This window comes from Citrobacter sp. Cf118, assembly GCF_030334095.1.
GTDB classification, from domain to species: Bacteria; Pseudomonadota; Gammaproteobacteria; order Enterobacterales; family Enterobacteriaceae; genus Citrobacter; species Citrobacter freundii.
Genome location: NZ_JAOWES010000049.1, coordinates 57,851 through 83,983, shown reverse-complemented (window position 1 = coordinate 83,983; position 26,133 = coordinate 57,851). Strand labels below are relative to the sequence as shown.

Below are 26,133 nucleotides of genomic sequence, written 5' to 3'. Positions count from 1 at the left end.
GTTCCGTGTCAGTGGAGGCGCATTATAGGGAGTTATTTCAGGCTGACAAGGGGAAATTTAAAATAATCTTCCGAGTGCGTGTTTTTTATTCTTTACGTTTATTTTAACGACGTTTTGTTGGTTAATTGGGCTATTTCCCGCGCGAATCTCGCAACCTGTTCCCAATCGGTATACACCACTTCTTTATTCGCATCCGTTTCACCGCCTGACATCTTCATTATCAGTTGGATCATAACGCGGTCATACCAGCGATAGCGGGGATACAGCAAAGCACCCGCAATGACTGCACTGTGATCTGGTCGCCACGGCGAACTCATCAGGAACTTACGCGCATAGCTGTTGGTTTGCGGCGTACGTTTTTCCGGTTTACGGGCAACGAGGTTTACGGAGTAGAACGCACTCGGCATCGAATTCAACCGTGTGGCATGCTTTTTCACAAACTCCTGAAAAGCAGCATGGTAATGACCATAGCGAATCGAGGCGCCAATCACCACGCTGTCATAATTTTGCCAGTCCGGCTCCGCGGTACGATGCAAATTAACAACATCTGCCCAAACGCCCAGCTCTTTGAGTTCAGAAGCCAGATATTCAGCGATTTCACGCGTTTGTCCGTCCCGGGAAGAAAAAAGAATCAGTGTTTTCACGTGTTACTCCATTATTCACGCCAGAAGGTAGGGGTAAAGAGCACCAGCAGAGTAAAGACCTCCAGACGACCAAACAGCATATTGGCAATCAGGATCCACTTCGCCACAGGGTTCATACTGGCAAAGTTGTCGGCAACAACCCCCAGTCCAGGCCCCAGGTTATTCAACGTTGCCACAACGGAGGCAAACGCGGAGAAGTCATCAACGCCGGTCGCAATAATCGCCAGCATACTGATAATAAAGACCAACGCATAGGCAGAGAAGAATCCCCATACGGCTTCGAGAATTCGCTCCGGCAACGCACGGTTACCCAGTTTGATACTGTAAACCGCATTCGGATGAACCAGTCGTTTCAATTCGCGGTTGCCTTGCTTAAACAGCAGCAGGATACGAATCACCTTCAAGCCCCCCCCCGTCGACCCGGCACAGCCGCCGATAAAAGCAGAACACAGCAGCAGCACCGGCAGGAACAGCGGCCAGCGGGCAATACTGTCCGTGGTAAATCCAGCAGTCGTCGCCATCGATACCACCTGGAAAAAGGCCTGGTTGATCGTCGTGAGCGCCGAGCCATAGGTATTGTGTATCCACAGCACCAACGTACAGACAGCCACCAGCGTCAACTGCACGCCGATGAACATGCGGAATTCCGGATCGCGCCAGTAAACCTTCAGACTACGCCCACTTAATAAAGAGAAGTGCAGACCATAGTTACAACCGGAGATCAGCAAGAAGATAGCAATAATCGTATTAATCGTGGGACTGTCGAAATACCCCACGCTGGCATCGTGTGTGGAAAAACCACCGATGGCAATCGTGGCAAAACTGTGCCCAATGGCGTCAAACGCGGGCATCCCGGCAAACCATAGCGCCAGCGCGCACGCCACCGTCAGTAATACATAGATAAGCCACAGCGTTTTCGCCGTTTCGGCAATACGCGGGCGCATCTTATTATCTTTCAGCGGCCCCGGCATTTCTGCCCGATAGAGCTGCATCCCACCCACGCCAAGAATAGGCAGGATAGCCACCGCCAGCACGATGATCCCCATCCCGCCGAACCATTGCAGCATCTGGCGATAAAAGAGAATCGCGTGTGGCAATGAATCCAGCCCCACCAGCGTCGTCGCACCGGTAGTGGTCAATCCGGAAAAGGATTCAAAAAAAGCGTCGGTTATCGTCAGGTTAGGGCTTTCCGCAAAGATGAACGGTAGCGCACCCACGCTGCCCAGAACGGTCCAGAACAAAACGACAATCAGAAATCCTTCGCGCGATTTCAGCTCGCCCTTCTCTTTACGGTTTGGCCACCACAGCATGGAGCCGATCGCCAAAGCAACGAAGAAAGTTTGGGTGAATGCACGCCCTGCCCCGTCACGGTAGATGAGCGCTACCAGTCCAGGGATAATCATTGTCCCCGAGAATAAGATGACCAGTAGTCCAACGATTCGGGTGATGGCGCGAAAATGCATCTCTGCCGCTTCCTTAGTTCTTTAAAATGAGGTGGGGATTATTCTTCAATCGCTAACAATTGCAATGAACCACGACTAAAATCCGCCAGTTTTGCCGAAAACTCATCCACTTTGGCAAAAGGAAGCGCCACCCTGAGTCGAACAAAAGCCTGGTAATCACTGGCAACGACTTTACCGTCAAACTGCCCCAGCAAGGCTTCAATGCCTGCCAGCTGACCGTACTCACACTGCAAAGTATATTCGGTTAATGGCGTCTTGCGCTGTGTCGTTAACTGGCGCAACGCCTGATTCACACCGCCGCCGTAGGCTTTTACCAACCCTCCAGTACCGAGAAGGATACCGCCGTAGTAGCGCACGACTACAGCGGTAATCTCACCGACACCGCTCCCCATCAGTTGTGCGAGCATCGGTTTACCTGCCGTACCCGCCGGTTCGCCATCGTCTGAAAATCCCAGCAGCTGCGAGTCATTGGGCGCACCCGCCACCCATGCCACGCAATGGTGGCGGGCGTCCGGGTGTTCCGCTTTGACTGACTCAACAAACGCTTTTGCCGCTTCAACGCCGTCCGTATGGGCGAGCAGCGTAATGAAGCGGCTTTTTTTGATCTCTTCGACGACGCTAACCGGCGCCGCAGGGATTAACCAACTGTCCATTACGCCAGTTTCAAATCCCGCGTCATGTTTTCGATATTGTTTTCGTGGACCACCACGTTGTCTTCAATACGAATACCGCCGAACGGTTTCAGGGCTTCAATTTTCTGCCAGTTGAAGTGTTTGCTGAACTGCCCTTCACGCCATGGCGCCAGCAGAGATTCAATGAAGTAAATGCCCGGTTCGATGGTCAGAACCATGCCCGGTTGCAATACGCGGGTGCAACGCAGGTAAGGATACTTCGACGGCGCGGCCAGATGGGTACCACTGTCATCCTGCATAAAGCCAGCGACATCATGTACCTGCAGGCCCAGCGGGTGACCAATGCCGTGTGGCATAAACGGCCCGGTAAGATCGTTTTCTACCATCGCCTCTTCACTCATATCGGTGATGATTTGATGCTTACGCAGCAGCTTCGCGATGCGCTGATGGAACTGAATGTGGTAATCCACGTAGCTGGTACCTGCTTTCATGGTGGCAATCAGCGCCAGCTCTTCGTCGTTAACGTCTTTCACCAGATGCGCATAGTCGTTGTCGCTTTTCGCCGACCAGGTTCGCGTCAGGTCTGCCGCATAGCCGTTGTATTCCGCGCCAGCGTCGAGCAGGAAGCTGCGGATTTCAGACGGCGCCTGATGATCCAGCTTGGTGTAATGAAGAACAGAAGCATGCTCGTTAAGCGCCACGATATTGCTGTATGGCACGTCGGTGTCGCGGTGACCGGTGGCAGTCAGGTAAGCGAGGTTGATGTCAAACTCGCTCATTCCGGAACGGAACGCTTCTTCTGCTGCACGGTGTCCATTTACCGCCATTTTCTGCGCTTCGCGCATACAGGCCAGTTCGTAGTCCGTTTTATAGGCACGGTAATAATGCAGGTAGTCAATCACCCCTTTCGGGTTGATGTTGCTGGCCGCGATGTCCAGTTGCAGGGCACGTTCCGGAACCGGGCCAATGTAACCGATATTGCCGCGAGCAACTGGCAGTTGGCTACCGATACCATCCGCTTTCGGCAGCGCGATGATCTCGATTTCTTCCGTCCAGAAAGAGGTAGGCAGCGGCTCAACGTTGTGCCAGTAATCGACCGGCAGGTAGAACCACAGTTTCGGCTTGTTTACGCCATCCACCAGCAACCAGCAGTTAGGAACCTGCGTGACAGGCACCCAGGCTTTGAATTGCGGATTGACCTTAAACGGGTACGGATGATCGTCGAGAAAGACGTTAACAAGTTCGCCTGAGTGAATAAGTAACGCATCCAGCTTGAAGCGCTCCAGCGCGTCGCGCGTCCGTTCTTGTAAGGTAACGATATGATTTTTATAGAGTGCGGCCAGTGATTCCATTTTCTACCCTTCTGTTTTTTTGACCTCAAGTCTCCGCATCTTAGCACATCGCTTTGTGAGTGCGTGATTTCTGCCGAGCGTGATCGAATCGTCATTTCTTTAATCATTCATTTGCATTTTATTAACATAAAACACACACTTCGATTCATCTGGTATGACCAGATCACCTTGCGGATTCAGGAGACTGACATGCTTTACAAAGGCGACACCCTGTACCTCGACTGGCTGGAAGATGGCATCGCCGAACTGGTGTTCGATGCCCCTGGTTCGGTCAATAAACTCGACACGGCCACCGTTGCCAGCCTGGGCCATGCGCTTGATGTGCTGGAAAAACAACCGAATTTAAAAGGGCTGCTTCTGCGCTCTAACAAAGCAGCCTTTATTGTTGGTGCCGATATCACCGAATTCCTTTCACTGTTTCTCGTGCCTGAAGAGCAACTGAGTCAGTGGCTGCATTTTGCCAACAGCGTCTTTAACCGCCTCGAAGATCTACCTGTTCCGACCCTCTCAGCGGTAAATGGTTATGCGTTGGGCGGTGGCTGCGAGTGTGTCCTGGCAACCGATTATCGTCTGGCAACGCCGGACCTGCGCATTGGCCTGCCGGAAACCAAGCTGGGCATTATGCCGGGCTTTGGCGGCTCTGTGCGTATGCCACGTATGCTGGGTGCGGACAGCGCTCTGGAAATTATTGCGGCAGGTAAAGACGTTGGTGCTGAGCAGGCGCTAAAAATCGGTCTGGTCGATGGCGTAGTGAAGCAAGACAAACTGCTTGATGGCGCGATCGCGGTATTACGTCAGGCGATTAACGGCGACCTCGACTGGAAAGCCAAACGTCAGCCGAAACTGGAGCCGTTGAAACTCAGCAAAATTGAAGCGGCTATGAGCTTTACCATCGCCAAAGGCATGGTGGCACAGACGGCAGGTAAGCATTATCCCGCACCGATTACCGCGGTAAAAACTATTGAAGCAGCGGCTCGTTTTGGCCGTGAAGAAGCGCTGAATCTGGAAAATAAAAGCTTTGTGCCACTGGCGCACACCAGTGAAGCTCGCGCGCTGGTTGGGATCTTCCTTAACGATCAGTTCGTGAAAGCCAAAGCCAAAAAGCTCACCAAAAATATTGAAGCACCAAAGCAAGCGGCAGTGCTGGGTGCAGGCATTATGGGCGGCGGCATCGCTTACCAGTCAGCCTGGAAAGGCGTGCCGGTTGTCATGAAAGATATCAACGACAAATCATTAACGCTGGGCATGACCGAAGCGGCCAAACTACTGAACAAACAGCTTGAGCGCGGCAAAATTGACGGTCTGAAAATGGCGGGCGTGATTTCCACTATTCATCCAACCCTCGACTATAGCGGTTTTGAGCGTGTGGACGTGGTGGTTGAAGCGGTCGTGGAAAACCCGAAAGTGAAAAAAGCGGTACTGGCGGAAACCGAAGATCAGGTACGCCCGGACACCGTACTGGCGTCGAATACCTCGACCATCCCAATCAACGAGCTGGCCAGCGCGCTCAAGCGCCCGGAAAACTTCTGTGGGATGCACTTCTTTAACCCAGTACACCGCATGCCACTGGTTGAGATCATTCGCGGCGAGAAAAGCTCGGATGAAACCATCGCCAAAGTTGTCGCATGGGCAAGCCAGATGGGCAAAACGCCAATTGTGGTCAACGACTGCCCCGGTTTCTTCGTGAACCGCGTGCTGTTCCCGTATTTTGCCGGTTTCAGCCAGCTGCTGCGCGATGGGGCGGATTTCCGCAAAGTCGATAAAGTCATGGAAAAACAGTTTGGCTGGCCGATGGGCCCGGCTTATCTGCTGGACGTGGTGGGAATTGATACCGCACATCACGCGCAGGCAGTGATGTCCGCAGGCTTCCCTCAGCGTATGCAGAAAGATTATCGCGACGCGATAGACGCCCTGTTTGATGCTAACCGTTTCGGACAGAAAAACGGTCTTGGATTCTGGCGTTATAAAGAAGACAACAAGGGCAAGCCGAAAAAAGAAGAGGATGCCACCGTTGATGATCTGCTGGCAGAAGTCAGCCAGCCGAAACGCGAATTCAGTGATGAAGAGATTATCGCTCGCATGATGATCCCAATGGTCAACGAAGTGGTACGGTGCCTGGAAGAAGGCATTATAGCCAGCCCGGCAGAAGCCGATATGGCACTGGTGTATGGCCTGGGCTTCCCTCCGTTCCACGGCGGCGCGTTCCGCTGGCTGGATACGCTCGGCAGCGCGAAGTATCTCGATATGGCCCAGCAGTATCAGCACCTCGGAGCGCTGTATGAAGTTCCGGCTGGTCTGCGTGATAAGGCGCGCCATAACGAACCGTATTATCCCCAGGTTGAGCCTGCCCGCCCGGTTGGCAGCCTGAAAACGGCTTAAGGAGTCACAATGGAACAGGTTGTAATTGTTGATGCGATCCGTACCCCGATGGGCCGTTCAAAAGGGGGGGCGTTTCGTAACGTGCGGGCAGAAGATCTCTCCGCACACTTAATGCGTAGCCTGCTGGCGCGTAATCCGGCACTGGATCCAACCGCGCTGGATGACATTTACTGGGGCTGTGTGCAGCAAACGCTGGAGCAGGGTTTCAACATCGCCCGTAACGCCGCGCTGCTGGCGGAAATTCCGCACTCCGTTCCGGCGGTCACCGTGAACCGCCTGTGCGGTTCATCAATGCAGGCGCTGCACGACGCGGCACGTATGATCATGACCGGCGATGCTCAGGCGTGCCTGATTGGTGGCGTGGAGCATATGGGTCATGTACCAATGAGCCACGGCGTTGATTTCCATCCGGGCATGAGCCGCAACGTAGCAAAAGCGGCGGGGATGATGGGTCTGACCGCAGAAATGCTCTCCCGCATGCACGGCATCAGCCGTGAAATGCAGGATGCTTTCGCCGCACGTTCACATGCTCGCGCCTGGGCTGCAACACAGTCTGGCGCATTTAAAAACGAAATCATCCCGACCGGCGGTCATGATGCCGACGGCGTGCTGAAGCAGTTTAACTACGATGAGGTTATCCGCCCGGAGACAACCGTTGAAGCGCTCTCCACCCTGCGCCCGGCGTTCGATCCGGTTAGTGGAACGGTCACTGCCGGTACCTCCTCCGCGCTCTCCGACGGCGCAGCGGCGATGCTGGTCATGAGTGAAAGTCGCGCCCGTGAACTGGGTCTGACGCCACGTGCCCGTATTCGTTCGATGGCTGTTGTTGGCTGCGACCCGTCAATCATGGGTTACGGTCCGGTTCCAGCCTCAAAGCTGGCGCTGAAAAAAGCGGGACTCTCCACCAGCGACATCGGCTTGTTTGAGATGAACGAAGCCTTTGCCGCTCAGATCCTGCCGTGCATTAAAGATCTGGGACTGATGGAGCAGATAGACGAGAAGATCAACCTCAACGGCGGCGCGATCGCTCTGGGCCACCCACTGGGATGCTCCGGGGCACGTATCAGCACCACCCTGCTCAACCTGATGGAACGTAAAGACGTGCAGTTTGGTCTGGCGACGATGTGTATCGGGTTAGGCCAGGGCATCGCAACTGTATTTGAGCGAGTTTAATCAAAGATAAATTCCCCTAAATAATTCGCGCTGCATCGCGGCGGCAACTGAGCGAATCCCCGGGAGCATAGATAACTATGTGACCGGGGTGAGCAAAGGCAGCCAACAAAGAGGCAGTGTGAATTATGACGGGGAAAGGTTTAGTTGCCGTTCTTCCCGCCTGTCAGGGGCGGGTTTTTTATTTCCATGAACTACCACGCACCACTAACTGCACCGGCAACAGCAGATTCTCTTCCTGATTTTCTTCCAGCAATAAACGCAGCGCTTCACGCCCCAATTGTTGTTTATCAACCGCAATGGTGGTGAGTGGTGGATGTGACCAGGCCGCAGCATCAATATCATCAAACCCCACCAACGCAAGATCTTCCGGGATACGTATACCCTGCTGCGCACACACCCGTTGAACAACCAGCGCTGCCGCGTCGTTATAGGCAAAAATAGCGTCGGGCGGCTCTGGCAGACTGAGCAATTCATTAATCGCCTCCACCAAAGATTGCTCGGTATCCAGCAGTGGCGGCGCAATGGCTTCATACTCTGGCGGCATCAGCAAACGGGCTTCATACAATGCCTGACGGTAGCCCTTCTCGCGCTGACGGATGCTGTAGTGCGCAAGCGAACTGGCAAGAAAAGCGATACGGCTGCGCCCTTGCGCAATCAGATGTTGCGTGGCCAGATAACCGCCCTGGGTATTGTCCGGGTTCACGCAAGGCAGGCCCGGCGCCCAGAGATCCACCAGCACCAACGGCAGTTTCATCTGTTGCAGCAAGCCAAGTAATTCAGGCTCAAAAAATCCCGCGCAGATCAGCGCATCAGGCTGGTGCAACATCACCTGCTCACTCACTGCATCGCCTGGACCAATGGAGAGAAAGCTCAGCGCAATACCATGGTCACGACAGTTATCTTCTATCCCCAGCAGCAGTTGAGAATAAAACGGCAATGCCCGGCTGATATTGTGCTGGCGGTGCAGCAAAAACAGGACGCGTTTGATCTTGTCTGCACGCAGGCGAGAAAAATCATAACCCTGCTGCTGCGCCACAGAAATAATGCGCAGCCGGGTATCTTCACGTAGCCCTGGCTGCCCTTTCAAGGCGCGGGAAACCGCGCCAACCGAGACACCACAAGCTTCGGCAATGTCCCTGATACGTACAGGTTTCGTCATGTCACTCTCATTGATTTACGCTGGCCTTTTGCGCCCCCAGCCAGGCCGCGCCGCGTACGCCGCTGCTGTCACCGTGTCGGGCCTGAACGATCGGCGTACGGCACTGTTTACCAAATACGTACTGCGCCACTCGCGCCTGCAAGCCTGAGTACAGTAAAGTGATATTGGATACCCCACCGCCCAGCACGATAACATCGGGATCGAGCGTATTCACCACCCCCGCCAACGCGCGCGCCAGCTGATCGCAATAGCGTTCCCATAACAAACAGGCATCTGCATCACCCGATTCTACCCGTTGCATAATATGTGGCACACCTGCATGTTGCGCGGTGTGATTCATATACTGACGCTCCAGGCCGCTGCCGGAAATAAAGCTCTCAATACAGTTCACCTGTCCGCAATAGCATGTCACTTCAGCCCCATCCCGAGATTCGTGGTAGCGCGGCAATGCATTATGTCCCCACTCTCCTGCACAGGCGTTAGGCCCAGAGATCAAACGGTTATCGATGCATAGTCCACCGCCGCAACCGGTACCGAGGATCACGCCAAATACCACGCTATGCCCGTTTCCGCTACCGTCCATCGCTTCCGACAGGGTAAAGCAGTTGGCATCATTAGTAACAGGCACGGGTATTCCTAACGCTCGCTCAAGGTCTTGAGCAAAAGCCTGCTGATTCAACACCAGGATGTTCGAATTCTTAATCAAACCTTCGCTATCCACCGCGCCAGGCACTCCAACACCAACCGATAAAGACTGATTAACGGCCAGTCTGGCCTTAGAAATCATCTCCGTCACGGCCTGGAAAAAATCACCGTAACTCTGCTTTGGTGTCGCACATCGCTCGCGGTAAACAATTTCACCCGCGTTATCAATCACCACCGCTTCAATTTTAGTCCCGCCGATATCCAGTCCGAGCCTCATGGTTTTCCCTCGTTGATGTCCAGCAATGTGATGCGATACAGCTTGCCTATTTTGTTTACTAAACAAAATGAGACCCGTCACAAAAATCAGTTTTATGGTTAATAGATAGGAAAAACATGTTTACTAAAAATGTTCTGAAAAGAGAAGTTGTGAGACCGGGCTTGCACCCTGTTAGAAGAAGTAAGGTTGGTGATGGATGCGCCGGAAGGACTCCGGCGCACAGCGCTTAAATGAACGCGAACGCGTCGCCAAACAGGCGATCTTCACGTGCCTGACGCTCATTACAGAACAGGTCGCGCGCGATTTTTGCCATCTCAAAACGACCAGCAATGTAGATATCGTGTTCCGCCAGAGTACCGTAATCCTGCAATACTGCCGTTAACACGGTTCCCGTACGACCACGCCAGCCGTCTTCAGGCTGCTCTACCACCGGCTCAACACGCAGGTTCGGGTGATTCACCGACAATGCTTCCAGCTCTGAGAGATCGTAGAGATGCTTCTCTTCGCGCCCGCCCCAGTAAATCGTGATATCGCGGTTGGGATTGCGTGCCAGCGCGGTAAGCAGAATAGAACGCACGTAAGAGAATCCTGTACCTCCGGCAATCAGGATCAGCGGGCGCTCGTCTTCATCACGCAGCCAGGCTTCGCCATGCGGAATATCGACCTTGATTTCCCGGTCTTTCAGAATACGGTCCATCACGGCCATGGCGTAAAGATTTAGCTCAGAGGCGCCAACGTGCAGCTCAATGAATCCTTGCTCGTCCGGCGTTGATGCCATGGAGAACGGACGCTTATCCCTTTCGTCCATCACGACCATTAAATACTGGCCAGCACGAAAGGAAAACGCCGCGTCTGGCACTAAACGAACGCGATATACGGTGTCAGTTATAGCTTCTACCGAGGTCACTTTACAGCTTAAGGTTGTCATGCGCTCTCTCTGTCGGATCAATAGGCAAAACGATCGCGCCTCAGGCGCTTTTGCCGTCATTAAAGATGGCCAGTTCATCCCAAATTGCGTCAATACGCGCAGTCACTTCAGGATCTTTTTTAATTGGACGTCCCCATTCGCGTTGGGTTTCGCCCGGCCATTTATTTGTGGCATCCAGCCCCATTTTTGAACCAAGGCCGGAAACCGGCGAGGCAAAGTCCAGGTAATCAATTGGCGTATTCTCTACCAGTACCGTATCCCGGGCGGGGTCCATACGGGTAGTAATAGCCCAAATTACATCATTCCAGTCGCGCGCGTTAACGTCATCATCGCAGACAATAACAAATTTGGTGTACATGAACTGGCGCAAAAACGACCAAACACCCATCATGACGCGTTTGGCATGGCCTGCGTACTGTTTTTTCATCGTCACCACGGCCAGACGATATGAACAGCCTTCCGGAGGCAGGTAAAAATCGACGATTTCCGGGAACTGCTTTTGCAGAATAGGAACGAATACTTCGTTCAGCGCCACGCCGAGCACTGCTGGCTCATCAGGCGGACGTCCGGTATAGGTAGAGTGATAAATAGCATCTTCACGCTGGGTAATGTGGGTGACGGTAAAGACCGGGAAATTATCTACTTCGTTGTAGTAGCCGGTATGATCGCCATAGGGCCCTTCTGGAGCCAGCTCGCCCGGTTCGATGTACCCTTCCAATACGATTTCTGCGCTGGCAGGCACTTCCAGGTCGTTGGAAATACATTTGACCACTTCGGTCTTGGTACCGCGCAACAGCCCGGCAAATGCATACTCGGATAATGTATCAGGAACGGGCGTCACGGCCCCCAGAATGGTCGCAGGATCTGCCCCCAACGCCACTGAAACCGGGAAACGTTCACCAGGATGCGCCGCGCACCACTCCTGATAATCAAGCGCGCCGCCGCGATGGGACAACCAGCGCATAATAAGCTTGTTTTTACCAATCAGCTGCTGGCGATAGATGCCCAGATTCTGCCGCTCTTTATGCGGACCACGCGTGACGGTGAGTCCCCAGGTAATCAGCGGCGCGGCATCTTCCGGCCAGCAGGTCATAATCGGAATGCGGTTTAAATCAACGTCATCGCCTGAGTAGATTTTTTGCTGACAAGGCGCACCACGCAACCGCTTAGTCGGCATGTTCAACACCTGCTTAAACTGCGGCAGCTTATCAAACAGATCGCGGAATCCTTTCGGTGGCTCTGGCTCTTTCAAAAACGCCAACAGTTTACCGACTTCTCGTAGCGCCGAGACATCTTCTTGTCCCATCCCCATCGCAACACGCTTTGGTGTGCCAAACAGGTTACACAGCACCGGCATTGAATAGCCTTTCGGATTCTCAAACAGTAAGGCAGGCCCACCGGCACGCAGAGTGCGATCGGCAATTTCAGTAATTTCCAGGTGGGGATCTACCTCAAGCGAAATGCGTTTGAGCTCGCCCTGCTGTTCAAGCAGCGTCAGGAAGTCGCGTAAATCGTGATATTTCATGGCGTCCATTGTGGCCTCTTCGTAAGCGCTTCATTATACGGCGTTCATCATTGTGATGCTGTATTTTTGTTAAATTAGCGTGAACTCTGGCGATACATATAAGCCCTGGGAGTATATACCCATTGGGTTTCAGCCTGCGTTGAGGCGGGTATAATTAACTTAACGCATGGCTTTTGCTATGCTGGCGCTCAGAACAAGCGGATAAGAGTTATTATGCAATCCTGGTATTTACTGTACTGCAAACGTGGGCAACTTCAGCGAGCCCAGGAACACCTGGAAAGACAGGCGGTGAACTGCCTGACGCCTATGATCACCCTGGAAAAAATAGTGCGCGGTAAACGTACCACAGTCAGTGAACCACTATTCCCTAATTACATGTTTGTCGAGTTCGACCCGGAAGTGATCCACACCACCACTATCAATGCCACGCGTGGTGTCAGCCATTTCGTCCGTTTTGGCGCGACGCCTGCGACAGTTCCTTCTCCCGTTATTCACCAGCTTTCTATCTACAAGCCTGAAGGAATTGTTGACCCGCAAACTCCTCAGCCAGGGGACAGCGTGATTATTACTGAAGGGGCGTTTGAGGGGCTAAAAGCGATCTTCACCGAACCGGATGGCGAAGCGCGTTCCATGCTACTGCTTAACCTGTTGAATAAAGAGGTTAAGCAGAGCGTGAAAAATACCGGCTTTCGGAAAATTTAAGCCGTTTAGAAGGTCACTTCGAACAGCGTTCGGACGTTAGCATCAATGGTTGCTGACAGCCATTGAGGATTTTCACCGCGCCAGTGGGCAATACGCTCAAGAATATGTGGCAGGTGCGCCGGTTCATTGCGCCGTGACGTCGGTTTAGGCGTTAAGTCGCGAGGGAGTAGGTAAGGCGCATCGGTTTCAATCAGCAGCCTTTCCACCGGAATAAACGGCAGCAGTTCCCGCAGTTCCATCCCCCGGCGCTCATCACAGACCCAGCCGGTGATACCGATATAGAGTCCCCGGTCCACGCAGTCCTGCATCTCCTGTCGCGTTCCGGTAAAACAGTGCAGCACCGCGCCTGGGAGGCTATCCAGCCACGGCTCCAGCAACGTCAGAAAACGCTCGTGGGCATCCCGACAATGCATGAAAATCGGCATCTGCAGTTCAGCAGCAATGCGCAGCTGCGCCTCAAAAGCACGTTCCTGCTCCTGCGGCGTGGAGAAATTGCGATTGAAATCCAGACCGCACTCGCCAATAGCGACCACCTCAGACTGGTTTGCCAGCGCGATAATCTCGTCTTCCGTTGAGGACTGCCATTGGCTGCTGTCATGCGGGTGCACGCCAGCCGTGGACCAGCAATGCGGATAATGCTGTGCCAACTTTAGCGCCTGCTGGCTTTCGTGCAGGTTTGTTCCGGTCAGAAGCATACCGTTTACGCCCGCAGCAAAGGCGCGCGCCACAACATCATCCCTGTCTTTTGCAAATTGTGAACTGGTTAAATTAACGCCAATGTCAAACATGCTACCTCCCATATGACAACCGCCCTGACGGGCGGTTGAATTTACTCTTCTGTTTTCTCGGTGGCTTCGGCTTCTTTTGCTTCTTCAGCCTCGTTGTCCTCATCTCGCGTACGTCGCTTGCCGACATAGAAACGAGAGAAGAAAACGCCCACTTCAAACAGGCAGTACATCGGTATCGCCAACAACGTTTGCGAGAAGACATCTGGCGGGGTCAGTAACATCCCGACGACGAATGCTCCCACCACAACGTAAGGTCGTTTCTTACGTAAATCGTCTGGCGTCGTAATGCCCATCCAGCATAGCAGCACAATGGCGACAGGGACCTCAAAAGAGACACCGAAAGCCATAAATAGCGCCATTACAAAGCTGAGATAGCTGGCAATGTCCGTTGATACCTGCACGCCTTGCGGAGCCGTGTTAGCCAGAAAACCAAACGCCAACGGGAAGACGACAAAATAGGCGAATGCCATGCCGATGTAGAACAGCAACGAACTGGAGACCAGCAGCGGCACAACCAGGCGACGTTCATGTTTGTACAAAGCAGGCGCAATGAATGCCCATACCTGGTAGAGGATCACTGGCGCTGACAGGATCAGCGACACCATGAAGGTCAACTTGATTGGCGTAAAGAACGGCGAAGCCACATCGGTGGCGATCATCGTTGCGCCCTGCGGCATCTGTTTAATCAGCGGCGCTGCAACCATATGGTAAATGTCGTTGGCAAAATAAACCAACGCCAGAAAGATCACGATTACCGCAATAATGCAGTTCAGGAGTCGCTTACGCAGCTCAATAAGATGCGTGATGAGCGGTTGGGTATCTTCTACAGACATGTTTACGGTTTATCACTCGACGAGGATGAGGATTCGACAACAGGTGCGGCAGCTTTCTTTTCTGCATCCATCAACGTGGCGGAAGCGTTTTCCGTCGGCTCTGGCGTTTTAGCACCCGTGGATTCCGGTTTTTGCTCCGGCGAACTGGCCTGATTTTCAGCGGCGGCAGGGGTGACCCCTTCTCGCTGCGCTTCACCTTCTTTCACCACCGGATTATGGATAGTGTGCGCTTCATCGCTCGCTTTCTCAGGATCGTGCACGCTGTATGAACGCTTCATCGATTCCGCCGCTTCACGCAGCTCATCCATTGACGCTTTCAGCTCCGGGGTCAGATTTGTCAGGCTCGCTTTCTCTACTTTCTTCAGACTGTCCTGAAACTCCTGAAGCTTAAGCTCCTGGGTCAGTTCATTCTGAACAGTAGTTGCCAGGGAACGTAAAGCACGCACCCAGCCAGCCACCGTTTTTACCGCTACGGGTAATCGTTGCGGCCCCAGGACGATGAGGCCGATCACGAACACCAATAACAGTTCGCTAAAACCGATATCAAACACGGATTATACCTGCTCTTTATCTTGGCTTTTGGCGTCTTCCTTTTTCACTTCGCCCTGCTTATCGGTGATAGATTTAGCTGTAAAATCAGCGTCCTGGCTGGTTTTATCTTGCTTAGGCTCATCATCACCCATCGCTTTTTTGAAGCCTTTAATCGATGCGCCAAGATCGGAACCGATGGAGCCGAGTTTCTTGGTGCCAAATAGCAGTACAACGATGACGGCAATGATCAACAACTGCCAAATACTGATACCACCCATACATGTTCCTCTGTCATAGATGATGAATTAATAAGGCCGTAGTATACGTTACACGGCCTGCCTTGGGCGATGAAAAATTCAGCGCATTTTGCGCCAGCCGATTAACCAGGCTAAGACACCGCCTGCCATCAACCAGCCCGGCATAAGCCCCCACTCAGGGCGGCTTACCAGCAGGAATGTTCCACTTAGCAACAATGTTGCGCCAATGCCCAATAAATAACGGGATTGTCCCTGGCGTACATGATTCGCGTGAAGCTCGCGGGCAATCTTATCAACACTGTGCTGTAAATATTTGCCCTGGCGCAAACTGTCATACACCAGTTCAGGTATTTCTGGCATTTTTTCGACCCAGAACGGTGCTTTTTCTTTAAATGCCCTAACGAGCGCCGGAATACCGACCTGATCTTTAATCCAGGATTCGAGGAATGGCTTAGCCGTTTTCCACAAATCTAATTGCGGGTAGAGCTGTCGTCCGACACCCTCAACGTACAGCAGCGTCTTCTGTAGCAATACCAGTTGAGGCTGGACTTCCATATTGAAGCGGCGCGCAGTGTTGAACAAATTCAACAGCACATGACCAAAGGAAATCTCCGCCAGCGGTTTTTCAAAAATCGGCTCGCATACGGTACGAATGGCAAATTCAAACTCTTCTACGTTGGTATCCGGTGGAACCCAACCAGAATCCACGTGCAGTTCAGCAACTTTGCGGTAATCGCGGTTAAAGAACGCAATGAAGTTTTCAGCCAGGTAACGCTTATCTTCTTTGTTTAAAGAGCCCACAATCCCACAATCAATACCAATGTATTTCGGGTTTTCAGGGTGCTCATAACTGACAAAAATGTTCCCGGGGTGCATGTCCGCATGGAAAAAGCTGTCGCGGAAAACCTGAGTAAAGAAGACCTGAACACCACGTTCAGCCAGCAACTTCATATTGGTGCCGTTCTTCTCAAGCGTGGTGACATCTGAAACCGGGATACCGTAAATGCGCTCCATCACCATCATGTTCTGACTGCAATAGTCGGAATACACTTCCGGGATGTACAGCATCGGGCTATCTTCAAAATTACGTCGTAGCTGAATGGCGTTCGCCGATTCGCGCAGCAGATTTAGCTCATCAATCAACGTTTTTTCATATTCACGGACGACTTCTGTTGGTCGCAGGCGACGCCCATCTGGCAGCAGACGAGGAACCCAACGAGCCAGGCGGTAGATCAGTTTTAAATCCGCTTTGATGACCGGCAGTATGTCCGGGCGAATAACTTTGATCACCACCTCTTTGCCATTCGATTTCAATCGCGCAGTGTGAACCTGAGCAACAGACGCAGATGCCAGCGGCGTGATTTCAAAATCATCAAACCATTCCTCGACGGGCAGCCCGCCCATGGCCTCTTCGATTTGTTTTTTCGCTCTAAGCCCATCAAACGGGGCAACACGATCCTGCAATAGCGCAAGCTGATCGGCGATGTGCGGAGGGAAAAGGTCACGACGGGTGGAGAGCATCTGCCCAAACTTGATCCACACCGGGCCGAGTTCCTGTAAAGCCAGTCTCAGCCTTTCTCCCAGCGGTTTGTCTTTATGTCGGTTAGGCATCCAGAACAACGAGTAACGCCACAACCGAAGCGGCAGCGTGATTCGCATTTTGGGGATGAGTTCATCAAGACCGTAGCTTAAAAAAGTGCGAATGATGAAATAAAGGCGCCGTACTTCACCTGGCGTCATTTGGCCTCCAGTTTTTCCAGCCGTTTGGCCAGAGATTCAACCGCGCGCTCAACGGCTGCCGTTTCTTCAGCAAACCATGCAACCTCTAGTGGGCCAGGAGCCATGCGCCACTCTTCGGTGATCGCTTCGGCGACATAGCGCTGCTGGCGCTGAAAGTTATGGCACAGGAACTTCGCTCCACCACGCAAGACTTTGCTGACCCCTTCCGCGACGACATCGCCGGTATAGGGTGCTAACAGTTCTGCAGGATCCAACTCCGCCAGATCGGCCAGCACAACAAAGTTCTGTACTACCTGGATATCACCCTGGACTTCCAGTTCACCGCTGCGGATAAGCGTGGTGAGTTGCTGTCTGTCACGCAATTTCGGTAACACACTGGCATATGTGATTACGGTGCAATCGGCTTCGCCTTCCCACGCCCCCAGCACATCGACCTGGCGCTCACTAAACACCAGGACTAACGATGTTGAAAATCCTTTGAGATCAACACGTAGCACTTTGCCCTGTAAACGCGTTCTGGCTGACTTGAGCGCAGGAGAGCGGTACAGAAAGGTGTTGAGCAGATTTTCAACGCCTGCGGTCACTAAGGGTTTTAAAGGCATCCCCACTCTCCTGTCAGAACTTGTAACCACGATGCAGCGCAACGACACCTGCTGTCAGGTTGTAGTAATCAACGCTTTCGAACCCGGCATCTTGCATCATTGCTTTTAAGGTGTCCTGATCGGGATGCATGCGGATGGATTCCGCCAGATAGCGGTAGCTGTCCGCATCGCTTGCTACCATTGAACCTATACGCGGCAGAACATGGAAAGAGTACGCGTCGTAGGCTTTGCTCAACGGTTCGATAATCGGCTTGGAGAATTCCAGCACCAGTAGACGTCCGCCCGGCTTCAATACGCGGTACATGGAGCGTAATGCTTTGTCTTTATCCGTAACGTTGCGCAGACCGAAAGAGATGGTGATGCAGTCAAACGTGTTGTCAGGGAAAGGTAGTGCTTCCGCATTCGCCTGAACGTACTCAACGTTACCCACCACACCAATATTGCGCAGCTTTTCGCGACCCATTTTGAGCATTGAGTCATTGATATCCGCCAGCACAACTTTGCCGGTTTCGCCTACCATGCGAGAGAATTTCGCCGTCAGATCGCCGGTACCGCCTGCTAAATCGAGAACGGTTTGCCCGCGACGCACGCCACTGCAGTCAATGGTGAAGCGCTTCCACAAACGATGAATGCCGAATGACATTAAGTCATTCATAACGTCATATTTAGAGGCCACAGAATGAAAAACGTGGGCCACCATGTCAGCTTTCTGCTCTTTAGCGACGGTCTGAAAGCCAAAGTGCGTCGTTTCTTGTGAATTATCCACCATCTCAGTGCCTGCTCATTCAAAAAATGTTCGAGAAGTGTAACAGATTGGGCCAATTTGCCCTACCCTTCTGCCGGGTTCAACTACCCCAAATGGACTAGTTTGATTGCTGATTTACCGCTTCACCATCAGGGTAAGACGCATCTTGTTGCGTCTCAGGGACCGAGCGCAAACGGTACTCTTCATCCTGCGTAGTGGCTTGTTCAGCCAGCTCAGGATTAATCTCACGCTTAATTTCCACCCCTAAACTGCGAAACGCTTCTGCCTGCGACAGGACGTTTCCACGGCCTGAAGAGAGTTTTTTCATCGCCTGTCGGTAGTTGTCCTGGGCTTTGTCCAGGCTTTGACCTATTGCCGACATATCATCCACAAACAACCGCATCTTGTCATAAAGTTTGCTGGCCCGATCGGCAATTTGTTGCGCATTACGACTCTGATGCTCGTAGCGCCACAGGTTGGCGATCGTGCGCAATGCCACCAACAGCGTGGTAGGGCTCACCAGCATAATGTTATTTCTAAGCGCTTCGGTAATCAGTTCAGGCTGTCTGTCGAGCGCCAGCAAAAAAGCGGGCTCAACGGGGATAAACATCAGCACATAGTCAAGCGTACGCAGCCCCGGAAGCTGCTGATAGTCTTTGCGGCCCAGCAGACGAATGTGGTTGCGCACCGAGGCGATGTGCTCCTGCAACGCGCTCTCACGGGTGAATTCATCTTCAGCGTTAAAATAGCGTTCATAGGCGACCAGCGTCATTTTCGCATCAATCACCACATCTTTGCCCTGCGGTAATCGGACAATAACATCTGGCTGCATCCGCGAACGGGCGTCGTTTTCGATGCTGACCTGGGTTTCGTATTCATAGCCTTCGCGCAGACCAGAAGCCTCAAGCACCCGCGTGAGTACCACCTCGCCCCAGTTCCCCTGCGTTTTGTTATCACCTTTTAATGCCCGCGTCAGGTTTACCGCTTCCTGTGCCATCTGCGCATTCAGCTGCTGGAGATTACGAATTTCGTGCGCCAGAGTATGACGTTCCTGTGCCTCTTTACCAAAGCTGTCCTGAACCTGGCGTCGAAAACCGTCCAGTTGTTCGCGAAGCGGTGCCAGCAGGCTGTTCAGGCTTTGGCGATTTTGCTCATCTACGCGGCGATTGCTGTGCTCGAATATACGGTTCGCCAGATTTTCAAACTGCTCGCTCAGGCGCTGTTCGCTGTTGATCATCTGACGGATCTTATCTTCCGCATGCTGTTGCGTTGCTTCCAGCCGGGTAGTGACTTCACGGAGATCAGCTTCCAGAGAGGTGTTGATACTGTGCAGGCTGCGCAATTCGTTATTAAGCAGTTCGCACTCATCACGCCAGTGGGCTTCCTGTGAGAGTTGTTGCCGGGCGGCACTTAGCGCGATATCCAGTTCACGTCGTTCTTCGATGAGATCGGCACGGATCCTGTCGGCGTGTGCTTTTGTTGCCAGCCACCCAACCAGCAGCCCTGCGGCTAACGCCAGCATGGCACTCATCATAATTGAAATATCCACAACGCCCCCTTACAGCAACGACTTACCCGCACAAAATAGAATTGTGCTGTATAAACGTCCAGTTTAAAAGGAATTTCCTGCGAGGTACTACGCAAAATAAAAAGGCCGAACGCGTCGGCCTTTTTGAATAGACGGGAGAATTACAGTAAACGACGCGCAGCTTCCACCACGATTTTTACCGCATGGCTTTCTGTTTGTTTCATCGTTTCCGCATTAGGGATCTCTTGCTGAGTACGGTTCACGATAACACCCGCGACCATACCGGCACGCAGACCCTGGCTTGCGCACATGGTCAGCAGCGTGGCAGATTCCATTTCGTAGTTCATAACGCCCATAGACTGCCACTCTTCCATCGAGCCTTTGAAACGGCTCACGACGCGACCAGAGAAGGTGTCGTAACGTTCCTGGCCCGGGTAGAAGGTGTCAGAAGACGCGGTAACGCCAATGTGGGTAGTGGCGCCGATAGATTTCGCCGCTTCCACCAGCGCGGTGGTGCACTCGAAGTCCGCAACGGCCGGGAACTCCATTGGCGCGAAGTGCAGGCTTGCGCCGTCCAGACGGACAGACGCCGTGGTGACCAGGACATCGCCCACGTTGATATGCGGCTGGATAGCGCCAGTCGTACCGATGCGCAGGAAGGTACGAATGCCCAGCTGTGCCAGTTCTTCTACGGCAATAGAGGTTGACGGGCCGCCGATACCGGTAGAGCAAACGATCACGGCTTTACCATCCAGCTCAGCACGCCAGGTAGTGAACTCGCGATGAGATGCCAGCTTAACCGGCTTATCCATCAGCGCGGCGATCTTTTCCACACGCTCCGGGTCGCCAGGGACGATAGCAAGCGTAGCCCCTTGTAAGTCGCTCTTAGTGAGGCCGAGATGAAAAACATCAGACTTAGACATAAAAACTCCTCTGTGAATCGGTTTTGTCAGAAGAAGCAAAAACACACTTTACCGAAGGCATGAACATATTTTCGTGACAGCCATCACTCTGATGTAAATCAATTGCATTCAATTACCATCAAGCAGTGATGCATATCACATAAATGATGCGATGTAAGGAAGCCCTGCACAAAAGATAGCCCGTTTAAGGCAATGTGGTTCGTTGCATGTGTCTATAGTTAACAATGCGCTTTTTGGCTGAATATTTAAGGGTACGGAGAATACCATGACAACACGACAATCTGGCTTTGCACCTGCTGTATCTCCACCGACGTCTACCACGGTTCACACTCCGGATAACGAAATTATCGCCGGTGTAACGTCCATACCTTCACAAGGCGATGATATGCCAGCGTATCACGCACGACCAAAACAAACCGATGGCCTGCTTCCCGTGGTCATTGTCGTGCAGGAGATTTTTGGTATTCATGAGCATATTCGTGACGTTTGCCGCCGTCTGGCTCTGGAAGGGTATCTGGCTATCGCCCCAGAACTCTATTTTCGCGAAGGCGATCCCAATGACTTTGCCGACATCCCCACGCTGCTCAGCGGCCTTGTCGCCAAAGTGCCTGACTCTCAGGTACTGGCCGATCTGGACCACGTCGCCAGTTGGGCCTCCCGTAACGGGGGAGATGCGCACCAACTGATGATCACCGGATTTTGCTGGGGTGGACGCATCACCTGGCTGTATGCCGCACATAATCCGCAGTTAAAAGCGGCGGTGGCGTGGTATGGCAAACTGGTGGGTGATAAAACCCTCAACTCGCCGAAACATCCCGTTGATATCGCAACCGATCTTAACGCCCCCGTTTTGGGACTTTATGGCGGCCAGGATACCAGCATTCCGCAAGATACCGTTGAAACAATGCGTCAGGCGCTACGCGCCGCCAATGCTAAAGCGGAAATCGTGGTCTATCCCGATGCCGGACATGCGTTCAACGCCGATTATCGCCCGAGCTATCACGAAGAGTCCGCGAAAGACGGCTGGCAGAGAATGCTGGAGTGGTTCGCGCAATACGGTGGGAAGAAATAATTCCCGCCAGGCAAACCAATAAACAAAACGGAGGCATCAGCCTCCGTTTTGTTTTTAAGCCTGACGCAGATTCTGCGCCGCTTTAACCATGTTTGCCAGCGCGGCGCGGGTTTCCGGCCAACCGCGCGTTTTCAGACCGCAGTCCGGGTTCACCCACAGACGCTCTGCCGGAATACGCTGCTCGGCTTTCTTCAGCAGAGCTTCAATCCACTCCACGCTCGGGACGTTCGGCGAGTGAATGTCGTAGACGCCCGGCCCGATCTCGTTCGGATAGTCGAACTCTTCGAACGACTCCAGCAGCTCCATATCAGAACGTGAAGTCTCAATAGTGATCACGTCCGCGTCCAGCGCCGCAATGGAGTCCATGATGTCGTTGAACTCGCAGTAACACATGTGGGTGTGGATCTGGGTTTTATCCTTCGCCACTGCCGCGTTAATGCGGAAAGCCTCCACGCCCCATTCCAGATACGCCGCCCAGTCGCTGCGACGCAGCGGTAAACCTTCACGCAGTGCAGGTTCATCAATCTGGATGATGCCGATCCCCGCCGCTTCCAGATCCGCAACTTCATCACGCAACGCCAGCGCAATCTGCTTCGCGATGGTTTCACGCGTCACGTCTTCACGCGGGAATGACCAGCAAAGAATGGTCACCGGACCGGTCAGCATACCTTTTACCGGTTTGTCGGTCAGCGACTGGGCATACTTCGCCCACTCCACGGTGATCGCTTCCGGGCGGCTGACGTCGCCAATCACCACCGGCGGCTTCACGCAACGGGAGCCATAGCTCTGCACCCAACCGTTCTGGGTAAAGACAAACCCGTCCAGATGCTCACCAAAGTATTCCACCATGTCGTTACGTTCGGCTTCACCGTGTACCAGCACGTCAAGACCCAGGCGCTCCTGTTCGGCGATCGCCTGTTTGATATGTTCCGCGATCCCGGTGCGATAGTTACCGGCATCCAGGTTGCCTTTTTTGAAGTCCAGACGCAGGCCGCGAATTTCCGTGGTTTGCGGGAATGAGCCAATAGTCGTAGTCGGCCATGCCGGCAGATTAAAACGGGCACGTTGCGCCTCGGCGCGAACCGGGTAAGCGTTGGCGCGCTGGCTGTCCTGGGCGGTGATCGCCGCCAGACGTTTTTCCACTGCGGCGTTGTGGACGCGGGTAGAGTGACGACGAGACTGAATCGGTGCGCTCCACGCCACAATTGCCGCCGTATCACCGGTGTTCAACGCATCACGCAGCAGCGCCAGCTCGCCGCATTTTTGCAGGGCGAAGGCAAACCAGCTCTTCACCTCTGCATCAAGGCGGGTTTCCACGCTGAGATCGATGGGGCTGTGCAGCAGGGAGCAGGAAGAAGCCACCCACAGGTCACGTTTCCCAACGATATCTTTAATTTGCGCATATTTTTCGCTGAGATCGGCGCGCCAGACGTTGCGTCCGTTCACCAGGCCCGCTGACAGCAGCCAGTCGGCAGGCAGACGTTTGTGCAGCTCGGCGACATCATCTTTACCGTGCACGAAGTCAACGTGCAGTCCCTGCACCGGCAGCGCGGTAATGGTATTCAGGTTTGGCGTTACGCCTTCGAAGTAGGTGGTCAGTAGCAGCTTCACCTGGCCCTGCAGGGCATCATAAGCCGGTTTAAAGGCATCCAGCCACGCTTGCGGCAGCTCCAGTACCAGTGCCGGTTCATCAATCTGCACCCACTCAATACCCCGTTTTGCCAGCTCAGACAGCACCTGCTGGTAAACCGGCAGAATGTCGTTCAACAGACTCAGGCGGTCAAACTGTTCGCCCTTCACTTTCCCCAGCCACAGGTAAGTTACCGGCCCCAGCAGCACAGGTTTCACCTTATGGCCAAGCGCCAGCGCTTCGTCTACTTCATCCAGCAGTTGCGTCCAGGTCAGTTTGAACTGCTGACCTTTGGTGAACTCCGGCACCATGTAGTGATAGTTGGTGTTAAACCATTTGGTCATTTCTGCCGCCGCCGCTGGCTCACCGGTCGGTGCGCGGCCACGGCCAATACGGAATAAGGTATCGATATCGACCGAGCCGTCTTTATTCTGATGACGAGCCGGAACGTTGCCGAGCAGCAGGCTGGTAGTCAGCACGTGATCGTACCAGGCAAAATCTCCTACCGGCAGCAGGTCAACACCCGCCTGCTTCTGCTGATCCCAGTGGCGGGCACGCAGCTCGCGGCCAACGGTCAGCAACTCTTCACAGGAAGAATTTCCCGCCCAGTAGCTTTCTTGCGCTTTCTTCAACTCGCGACGCAGGCCAACGCGAGGGAAACCGAGGGTGTGATTAAGTATTGTCATTATATGCCTCTTATTTAATTTGCAGGTTTTAGCCATCCAGATGTTTACACCGCTATATTTCGCAAGTACTGTATATTCCTCAAGCGCAATTTGTTCATGCCGAAGTGAAGGACTTTCATGATCGAGATTAAACACCTGAAAACGCTCCAGGCGTTGCGGAATAGTGGTTCGCTGGCAGCCGCCGCGGCGACGTTGCATCAGACCCAATCCGCCCTTTCTCACCAGTTCAGCGATCTGGAGCAGCGCCTTGGCTTTCGACTTTTTATCCGTAAAAGCCAGCCTCTGCGCTTTACGCCGCAGGGAGAAATCCTGCTGCAGTTAGCCAATCAGGTGTTGCCGCAAATTGGTCGTGCGCTGCAGGCTTGCAACGAACCGCAGCAAACCCGGCTGCGAATCGCCATTGAATGCCACAGCTGTATCCAGTGGCTGACGCCCGCGCTGGAGAATTTTCGTGCCAACTGGCCGCAGGTGGAGATGGACTTTAAATCCGGTGTAACGTTTGATCCGCAACCGGCGCTACAGCAAGATGAGCTGGATCTGGTATTAACCTCCGACATTCTGCCGCGCAGTGGACTGCACTACTCACCGATGTTCGATTTTGAAGTCCGCCTGGTACTGGCGCCGGATCATCCGTTAGCCAGCAAAACGCAAATCACGCCGGAAGATTTGGCCAGCGAGACGCTGCTCATTTACCCAGTGCAACGGAGTCGACTGGATGTATGGCGGCATTTCCTGCAGCCTGCAGGTGTTAGTCCGTCGCTGAAGAGCGTGGATAACACCCTGCTGCTGATTCAGATGGTTGCAGCCAGAATGGGTATCGCGGCGTTACCGCACTGGGTGGTGGAGAGTTTTGAACGCCAGGGTTTAGTAGTGACTAAAACCCTGGGTGATGGATTGTGGAGCCGACTGTACGCCGCCGTGCGTGATGGCGAGCAGCGACAGCCGGTCACAGAAGCGTTTATTCGCTCAGCGCGGAATCACGCCTGCGATCATCTGCCGTTTGTGCGGAGTGCGGAACGACCCACTTTCGATGTACCCACAGTGAAGCCACTATCACAGCCGCACCAATGATGAAGCTTGGCCAGTGAGGTTGTTGATGCCAGATAGCCAGGTTAACCAACAGCCCGGCCGGGACATGCATATTGTTCATGATGCCCAGCGTGCCCGCATCCACCTGGGTCGCGCCGTAGTTCCACATAAAGTAACCAATGCCGGACGCTGCCACGCCAAGAAAGACCAGAATTCCCCACTGTAGCGTGGTTGCAGGCATTTTCTGCGCATTGCCCAGCATGAACCAGGCCACGACAGCCACCATAAAGGCGCCCATATAAAACCAGGCAAAGGCGTTGTGCTGCGGCATTGGCCGCGTTTCCATCAGACGTTTATAGCCCACCATACCAATAGCAAAGCTGATATTGGACAACTGCACCAGCAGCAGACCGGTCCAGAAGTGGCTGGTCACCTGATCATAACGAATGATCCCCGCGCCAATCACCGCCAGTAACGCACTAAAGGCGTAACTCCAGCGCAGACGACGTCCGCTCATCAGATCATAAATCAGCGTAATATAGAGCGGCGTCAGCACGGTAAAGAGCAGCAGTTCTGAAACCGTCAGGTACAGATAGGCGTGAAAACTCAGCATATACATAATGCCAAGCTGCATGGCACCCACCAGCATATACAGCGCGATCGTTTTTACGCTGTGCCCGCGGGTACGTAAGAACGGCAGGAACACCAGCGCCGCGAGTCCAACGCGCACCAACACCGCAAAATAGCTATCGACATGACCAGCAAGGTACTCGCCAAACAGGCTGAAGGAAAAGGCCCACAAAATAGTGGTAATGATGAGTAGCGCCACAATGGATGTCTCTTAGAACAGGGAACATCCATTGTAGCGGAGAGTTTAGTTGACAACTGGT

General features: G+C 53.3%; 24 protein-coding genes. 5 read left to right on the top strand and 19 right to left on the bottom strand.

Features of this window, described 5'->3' with window-relative positions:
• Positions 1-98: 98 nt before the first annotated feature.
• Genes hemG through pepQ form a run of 4 tightly spaced genes read right to left on the bottom strand, consistent with a single transcriptional unit; the run spans position 99 to position 4,091 of the window.
• On the bottom strand, positions 99-644 hold the full coding sequence (gene hemG / locus OGX67_RS01560; protein WP_086550646.1) for a menaquinone-dependent protoporphyrinogen IX dehydrogenase: 546 nt from the start codon (positions 642-644) through the stop codon (positions 99-101).
• An 11-nt stretch (positions 645-655) separates the two neighbouring features.
• Positions 656-2,107, bottom strand: a complete 1,452-nt coding sequence (trkH, locus tag OGX67_RS01555; RefSeq protein ID WP_003017848.1) for a Trk system potassium transporter TrkH — start codon at positions 2,105-2,107, stop codon at positions 656-658.
• A gap of 38 nt (positions 2,108-2,145) precedes the next feature.
• Positions 2,146-2,760: an IMPACT family protein gene (locus OGX67_RS01550; RefSeq protein WP_060683029.1), complete on the bottom strand. Its 615-nt coding sequence runs from the start codon at positions 2,758-2,760 to the stop codon at positions 2,146-2,148.
• Positions 2,760-4,091, bottom strand: a complete 1,332-nt coding sequence (pepQ, locus tag OGX67_RS01545; RefSeq protein WP_257651970.1) for a Xaa-Pro dipeptidase — start codon at positions 4,089-4,091, stop codon at positions 2,760-2,762. The genes OGX67_RS01550 and pepQ overlap by 1 nt, the downstream gene beginning before the upstream one ends.
• Before the next feature lie 189 nt (positions 4,092-4,280).
• Between pepQ and fadB the strand changes: the two genes are divergently transcribed.
• Together fadB and fadA are read left to right on the top strand one after the other, a co-directional pair.
• Positions 4,281-6,470 carry a fatty acid oxidation complex subunit alpha FadB gene (gene fadB, locus OGX67_RS01540; RefSeq protein ID WP_003017855.1) on the top strand — a complete coding sequence of 730 codons (2,190 nt, stop codon included), beginning with the start codon at positions 4,281-4,283 and terminating at the stop codon, positions 6,468-6,470.
• A 9-nt stretch (positions 6,471-6,479) separates the two neighbouring features.
• Positions 6,480-7,643: an acetyl-CoA C-acyltransferase FadA gene (gene fadA, locus OGX67_RS01535; RefSeq protein WP_003017858.1), complete on the top strand. Its 1,164-nt coding sequence runs from the start codon at positions 6,480-6,482 to the stop codon at positions 7,641-7,643.
• 178 nt (positions 7,644-7,821) lie between these two features.
• On the opposite strand, the gene OGX67_RS01530 is transcribed toward fadA, so the two are convergent.
• The 4 genes from OGX67_RS01530 to ubiD all read right to left on the bottom strand — a co-directional run bounded on the left by OGX67_RS01530 (position 7,822) and on the right by ubiD (position 12,186).
• Positions 7,822-8,802, bottom strand: a complete 981-nt coding sequence (locus OGX67_RS01530; protein WP_071696838.1) for a LacI family DNA-binding transcriptional regulator — start codon at positions 8,800-8,802, stop codon at positions 7,822-7,824.
• Between the two features lie 7 nt (positions 8,803-8,809).
• Positions 8,810-9,724, bottom strand: a complete 915-nt coding sequence (locus OGX67_RS01525; RefSeq protein WP_086504716.1) for an ROK family protein — start codon at positions 9,722-9,724, stop codon at positions 8,810-8,812.
• 226 nt (positions 9,725-9,950) lie between these two features.
• On the bottom strand, positions 9,951-10,652 hold the full coding sequence (gene fre, locus OGX67_RS01520) for an NAD(P)H-flavin reductase (RefSeq protein WP_003017873.1): 702 nt from the start codon (positions 10,650-10,652) through the stop codon (positions 9,951-9,953).
• Positions 10,653-10,692: 40 nt separating this feature from the next.
• Positions 10,693-12,186, bottom strand: a complete 1,494-nt coding sequence (ubiD, locus tag OGX67_RS01515; protein ID WP_003844649.1) for a 4-hydroxy-3-polyprenylbenzoate decarboxylase — start codon at positions 12,184-12,186, stop codon at positions 10,693-10,695.
• Between the two features lie 204 nt (positions 12,187-12,390).
• On the opposite strand from ubiD, the gene rfaH reads away from it, so the two are divergent.
• Complete coding sequence (gene rfaH / locus OGX67_RS01510; protein WP_003017881.1) at positions 12,391-12,879, top strand: transcription/translation regulatory transformer protein RfaH; 489 nt, start codon at positions 12,391-12,393, stop codon at positions 12,877-12,879.
• A 5-nt stretch (positions 12,880-12,884) separates the two neighbouring features.
• On the opposite strand, the gene tatD is transcribed toward rfaH, so the two are convergent.
• The 9 genes from tatD to udp form a co-directional block, all read right to left on the bottom strand.
• On the bottom strand, positions 12,885-13,667 hold the full coding sequence (tatD, locus tag OGX67_RS01505; RefSeq protein WP_003017882.1) for a 3'-5' ssDNA/RNA exonuclease TatD: 783 nt from the start codon (positions 13,665-13,667) through the stop codon (positions 12,885-12,887).
• A gap of 41 nt (positions 13,668-13,708) precedes the next feature.
• Positions 13,709-14,500, bottom strand: a complete 792-nt coding sequence (gene tatC / locus OGX67_RS01500; RefSeq protein ID WP_003017884.1) for a Sec-independent protein translocase subunit TatC — start codon at positions 14,498-14,500, stop codon at positions 13,709-13,711.
• A 2-nt stretch (positions 14,501-14,502) separates the two neighbouring features.
• Positions 14,503-15,051: a Sec-independent protein translocase protein TatB gene (tatB, locus tag OGX67_RS01495; protein ID WP_071696836.1), complete on the bottom strand. Its 549-nt coding sequence runs from the start codon at positions 15,049-15,051 to the stop codon at positions 14,503-14,505.
• Positions 15,052-15,054: 3 nt separating this feature from the next.
• Positions 15,055-15,309 carry a Sec-independent protein translocase subunit TatA gene (gene tatA, locus OGX67_RS01490; RefSeq protein ID WP_003017888.1) on the bottom strand — a complete coding sequence of 85 codons (255 nt, stop codon included), beginning with the start codon at positions 15,307-15,309 and terminating at the stop codon, positions 15,055-15,057.
• 78 nt (positions 15,310-15,387) lie between these two features.
• Entirely contained in the window at positions 15,388-17,028 is a 1,641-nt protein-coding gene (ubiB, locus tag OGX67_RS01485; RefSeq protein ID WP_003841233.1) for a ubiquinone biosynthesis regulatory protein kinase UbiB, read from the bottom strand.
• Positions 17,025-17,630, bottom strand: coding sequence for a ubiquinone biosynthesis protein UbiJ (ubiJ, locus tag OGX67_RS01480; protein ID WP_003844641.1), 606 nt, complete (start codon positions 17,628-17,630; stop codon positions 17,025-17,027). The genes ubiB and ubiJ overlap by 4 nt, the downstream gene beginning before the upstream one ends.
• Before the next feature lie 13 nt (positions 17,631-17,643).
• Complete coding sequence (ubiE, locus tag OGX67_RS01475) at positions 17,644-18,399, bottom strand: bifunctional demethylmenaquinone methyltransferase/2-methoxy-6-polyprenyl-1,4-benzoquinol methylase UbiE (protein WP_003017897.1); 756 nt, start codon at positions 18,397-18,399, stop codon at positions 17,644-17,646.
• 94 nt (positions 18,400-18,493) lie between these two features.
• Positions 18,494-19,924 (bottom strand): DNA recombination protein RmuC, encoded by a 1,431-nt coding sequence (gene rmuC / locus OGX67_RS01470; RefSeq protein ID WP_257651972.1) that lies wholly within the window; start codon positions 19,922-19,924, stop codon positions 18,494-18,496.
• A gap of 140 nt (positions 19,925-20,064) precedes the next feature.
• A complete protein-coding gene (udp, locus tag OGX67_RS01465) occupies positions 20,065-20,826 on the bottom strand; it encodes a uridine phosphorylase (protein ID WP_057064426.1) in 762 nt (253 codons plus the stop codon).
• A 265-nt stretch (positions 20,827-21,091) separates the two neighbouring features.
• On the opposite strand from udp, the gene OGX67_RS01460 reads away from it, so the two are divergent.
• Positions 21,092-21,898 (top strand): dienelactone hydrolase family protein, encoded by an 807-nt coding sequence (locus OGX67_RS01460; RefSeq protein ID WP_016151242.1) that lies wholly within the window; start codon positions 21,092-21,094, stop codon positions 21,896-21,898.
• A 54-nt stretch (positions 21,899-21,952) separates the two neighbouring features.
• On the opposite strand, the gene metE is transcribed toward OGX67_RS01460, so the two are convergent.
• A complete protein-coding gene (gene metE / locus OGX67_RS01455; RefSeq protein WP_257651973.1) occupies positions 21,953-24,214 on the bottom strand; it encodes a 5-methyltetrahydropteroyltriglutamate--homocysteine S-methyltransferase in 2,262 nt (753 codons plus the stop codon).
• Positions 24,215-24,331: 117 nt separating this feature from the next.
• Here metE and metR point away from each other — a divergent pair, with 117 nt between their 5' ends.
• Positions 24,332-25,285: an HTH-type transcriptional regulator MetR gene (metR, locus tag OGX67_RS01450; protein WP_003017908.1), complete on the top strand. Its 954-nt coding sequence runs from the start codon at positions 24,332-24,334 to the stop codon at positions 25,283-25,285.
• Here the strand turns inward: metR and OGX67_RS01445 are convergent.
• Positions 25,173-26,072 (bottom strand): carboxylate/amino acid/amine transporter, encoded by a 900-nt coding sequence (locus OGX67_RS01445; RefSeq protein WP_003017909.1) that lies wholly within the window; start codon positions 26,070-26,072, stop codon positions 25,173-25,175. The two genes, metR and OGX67_RS01445, sit on opposite strands and share 113 nt — an antisense overlap.
• Positions 26,073-26,133: the final 61 nt, after the last annotated feature.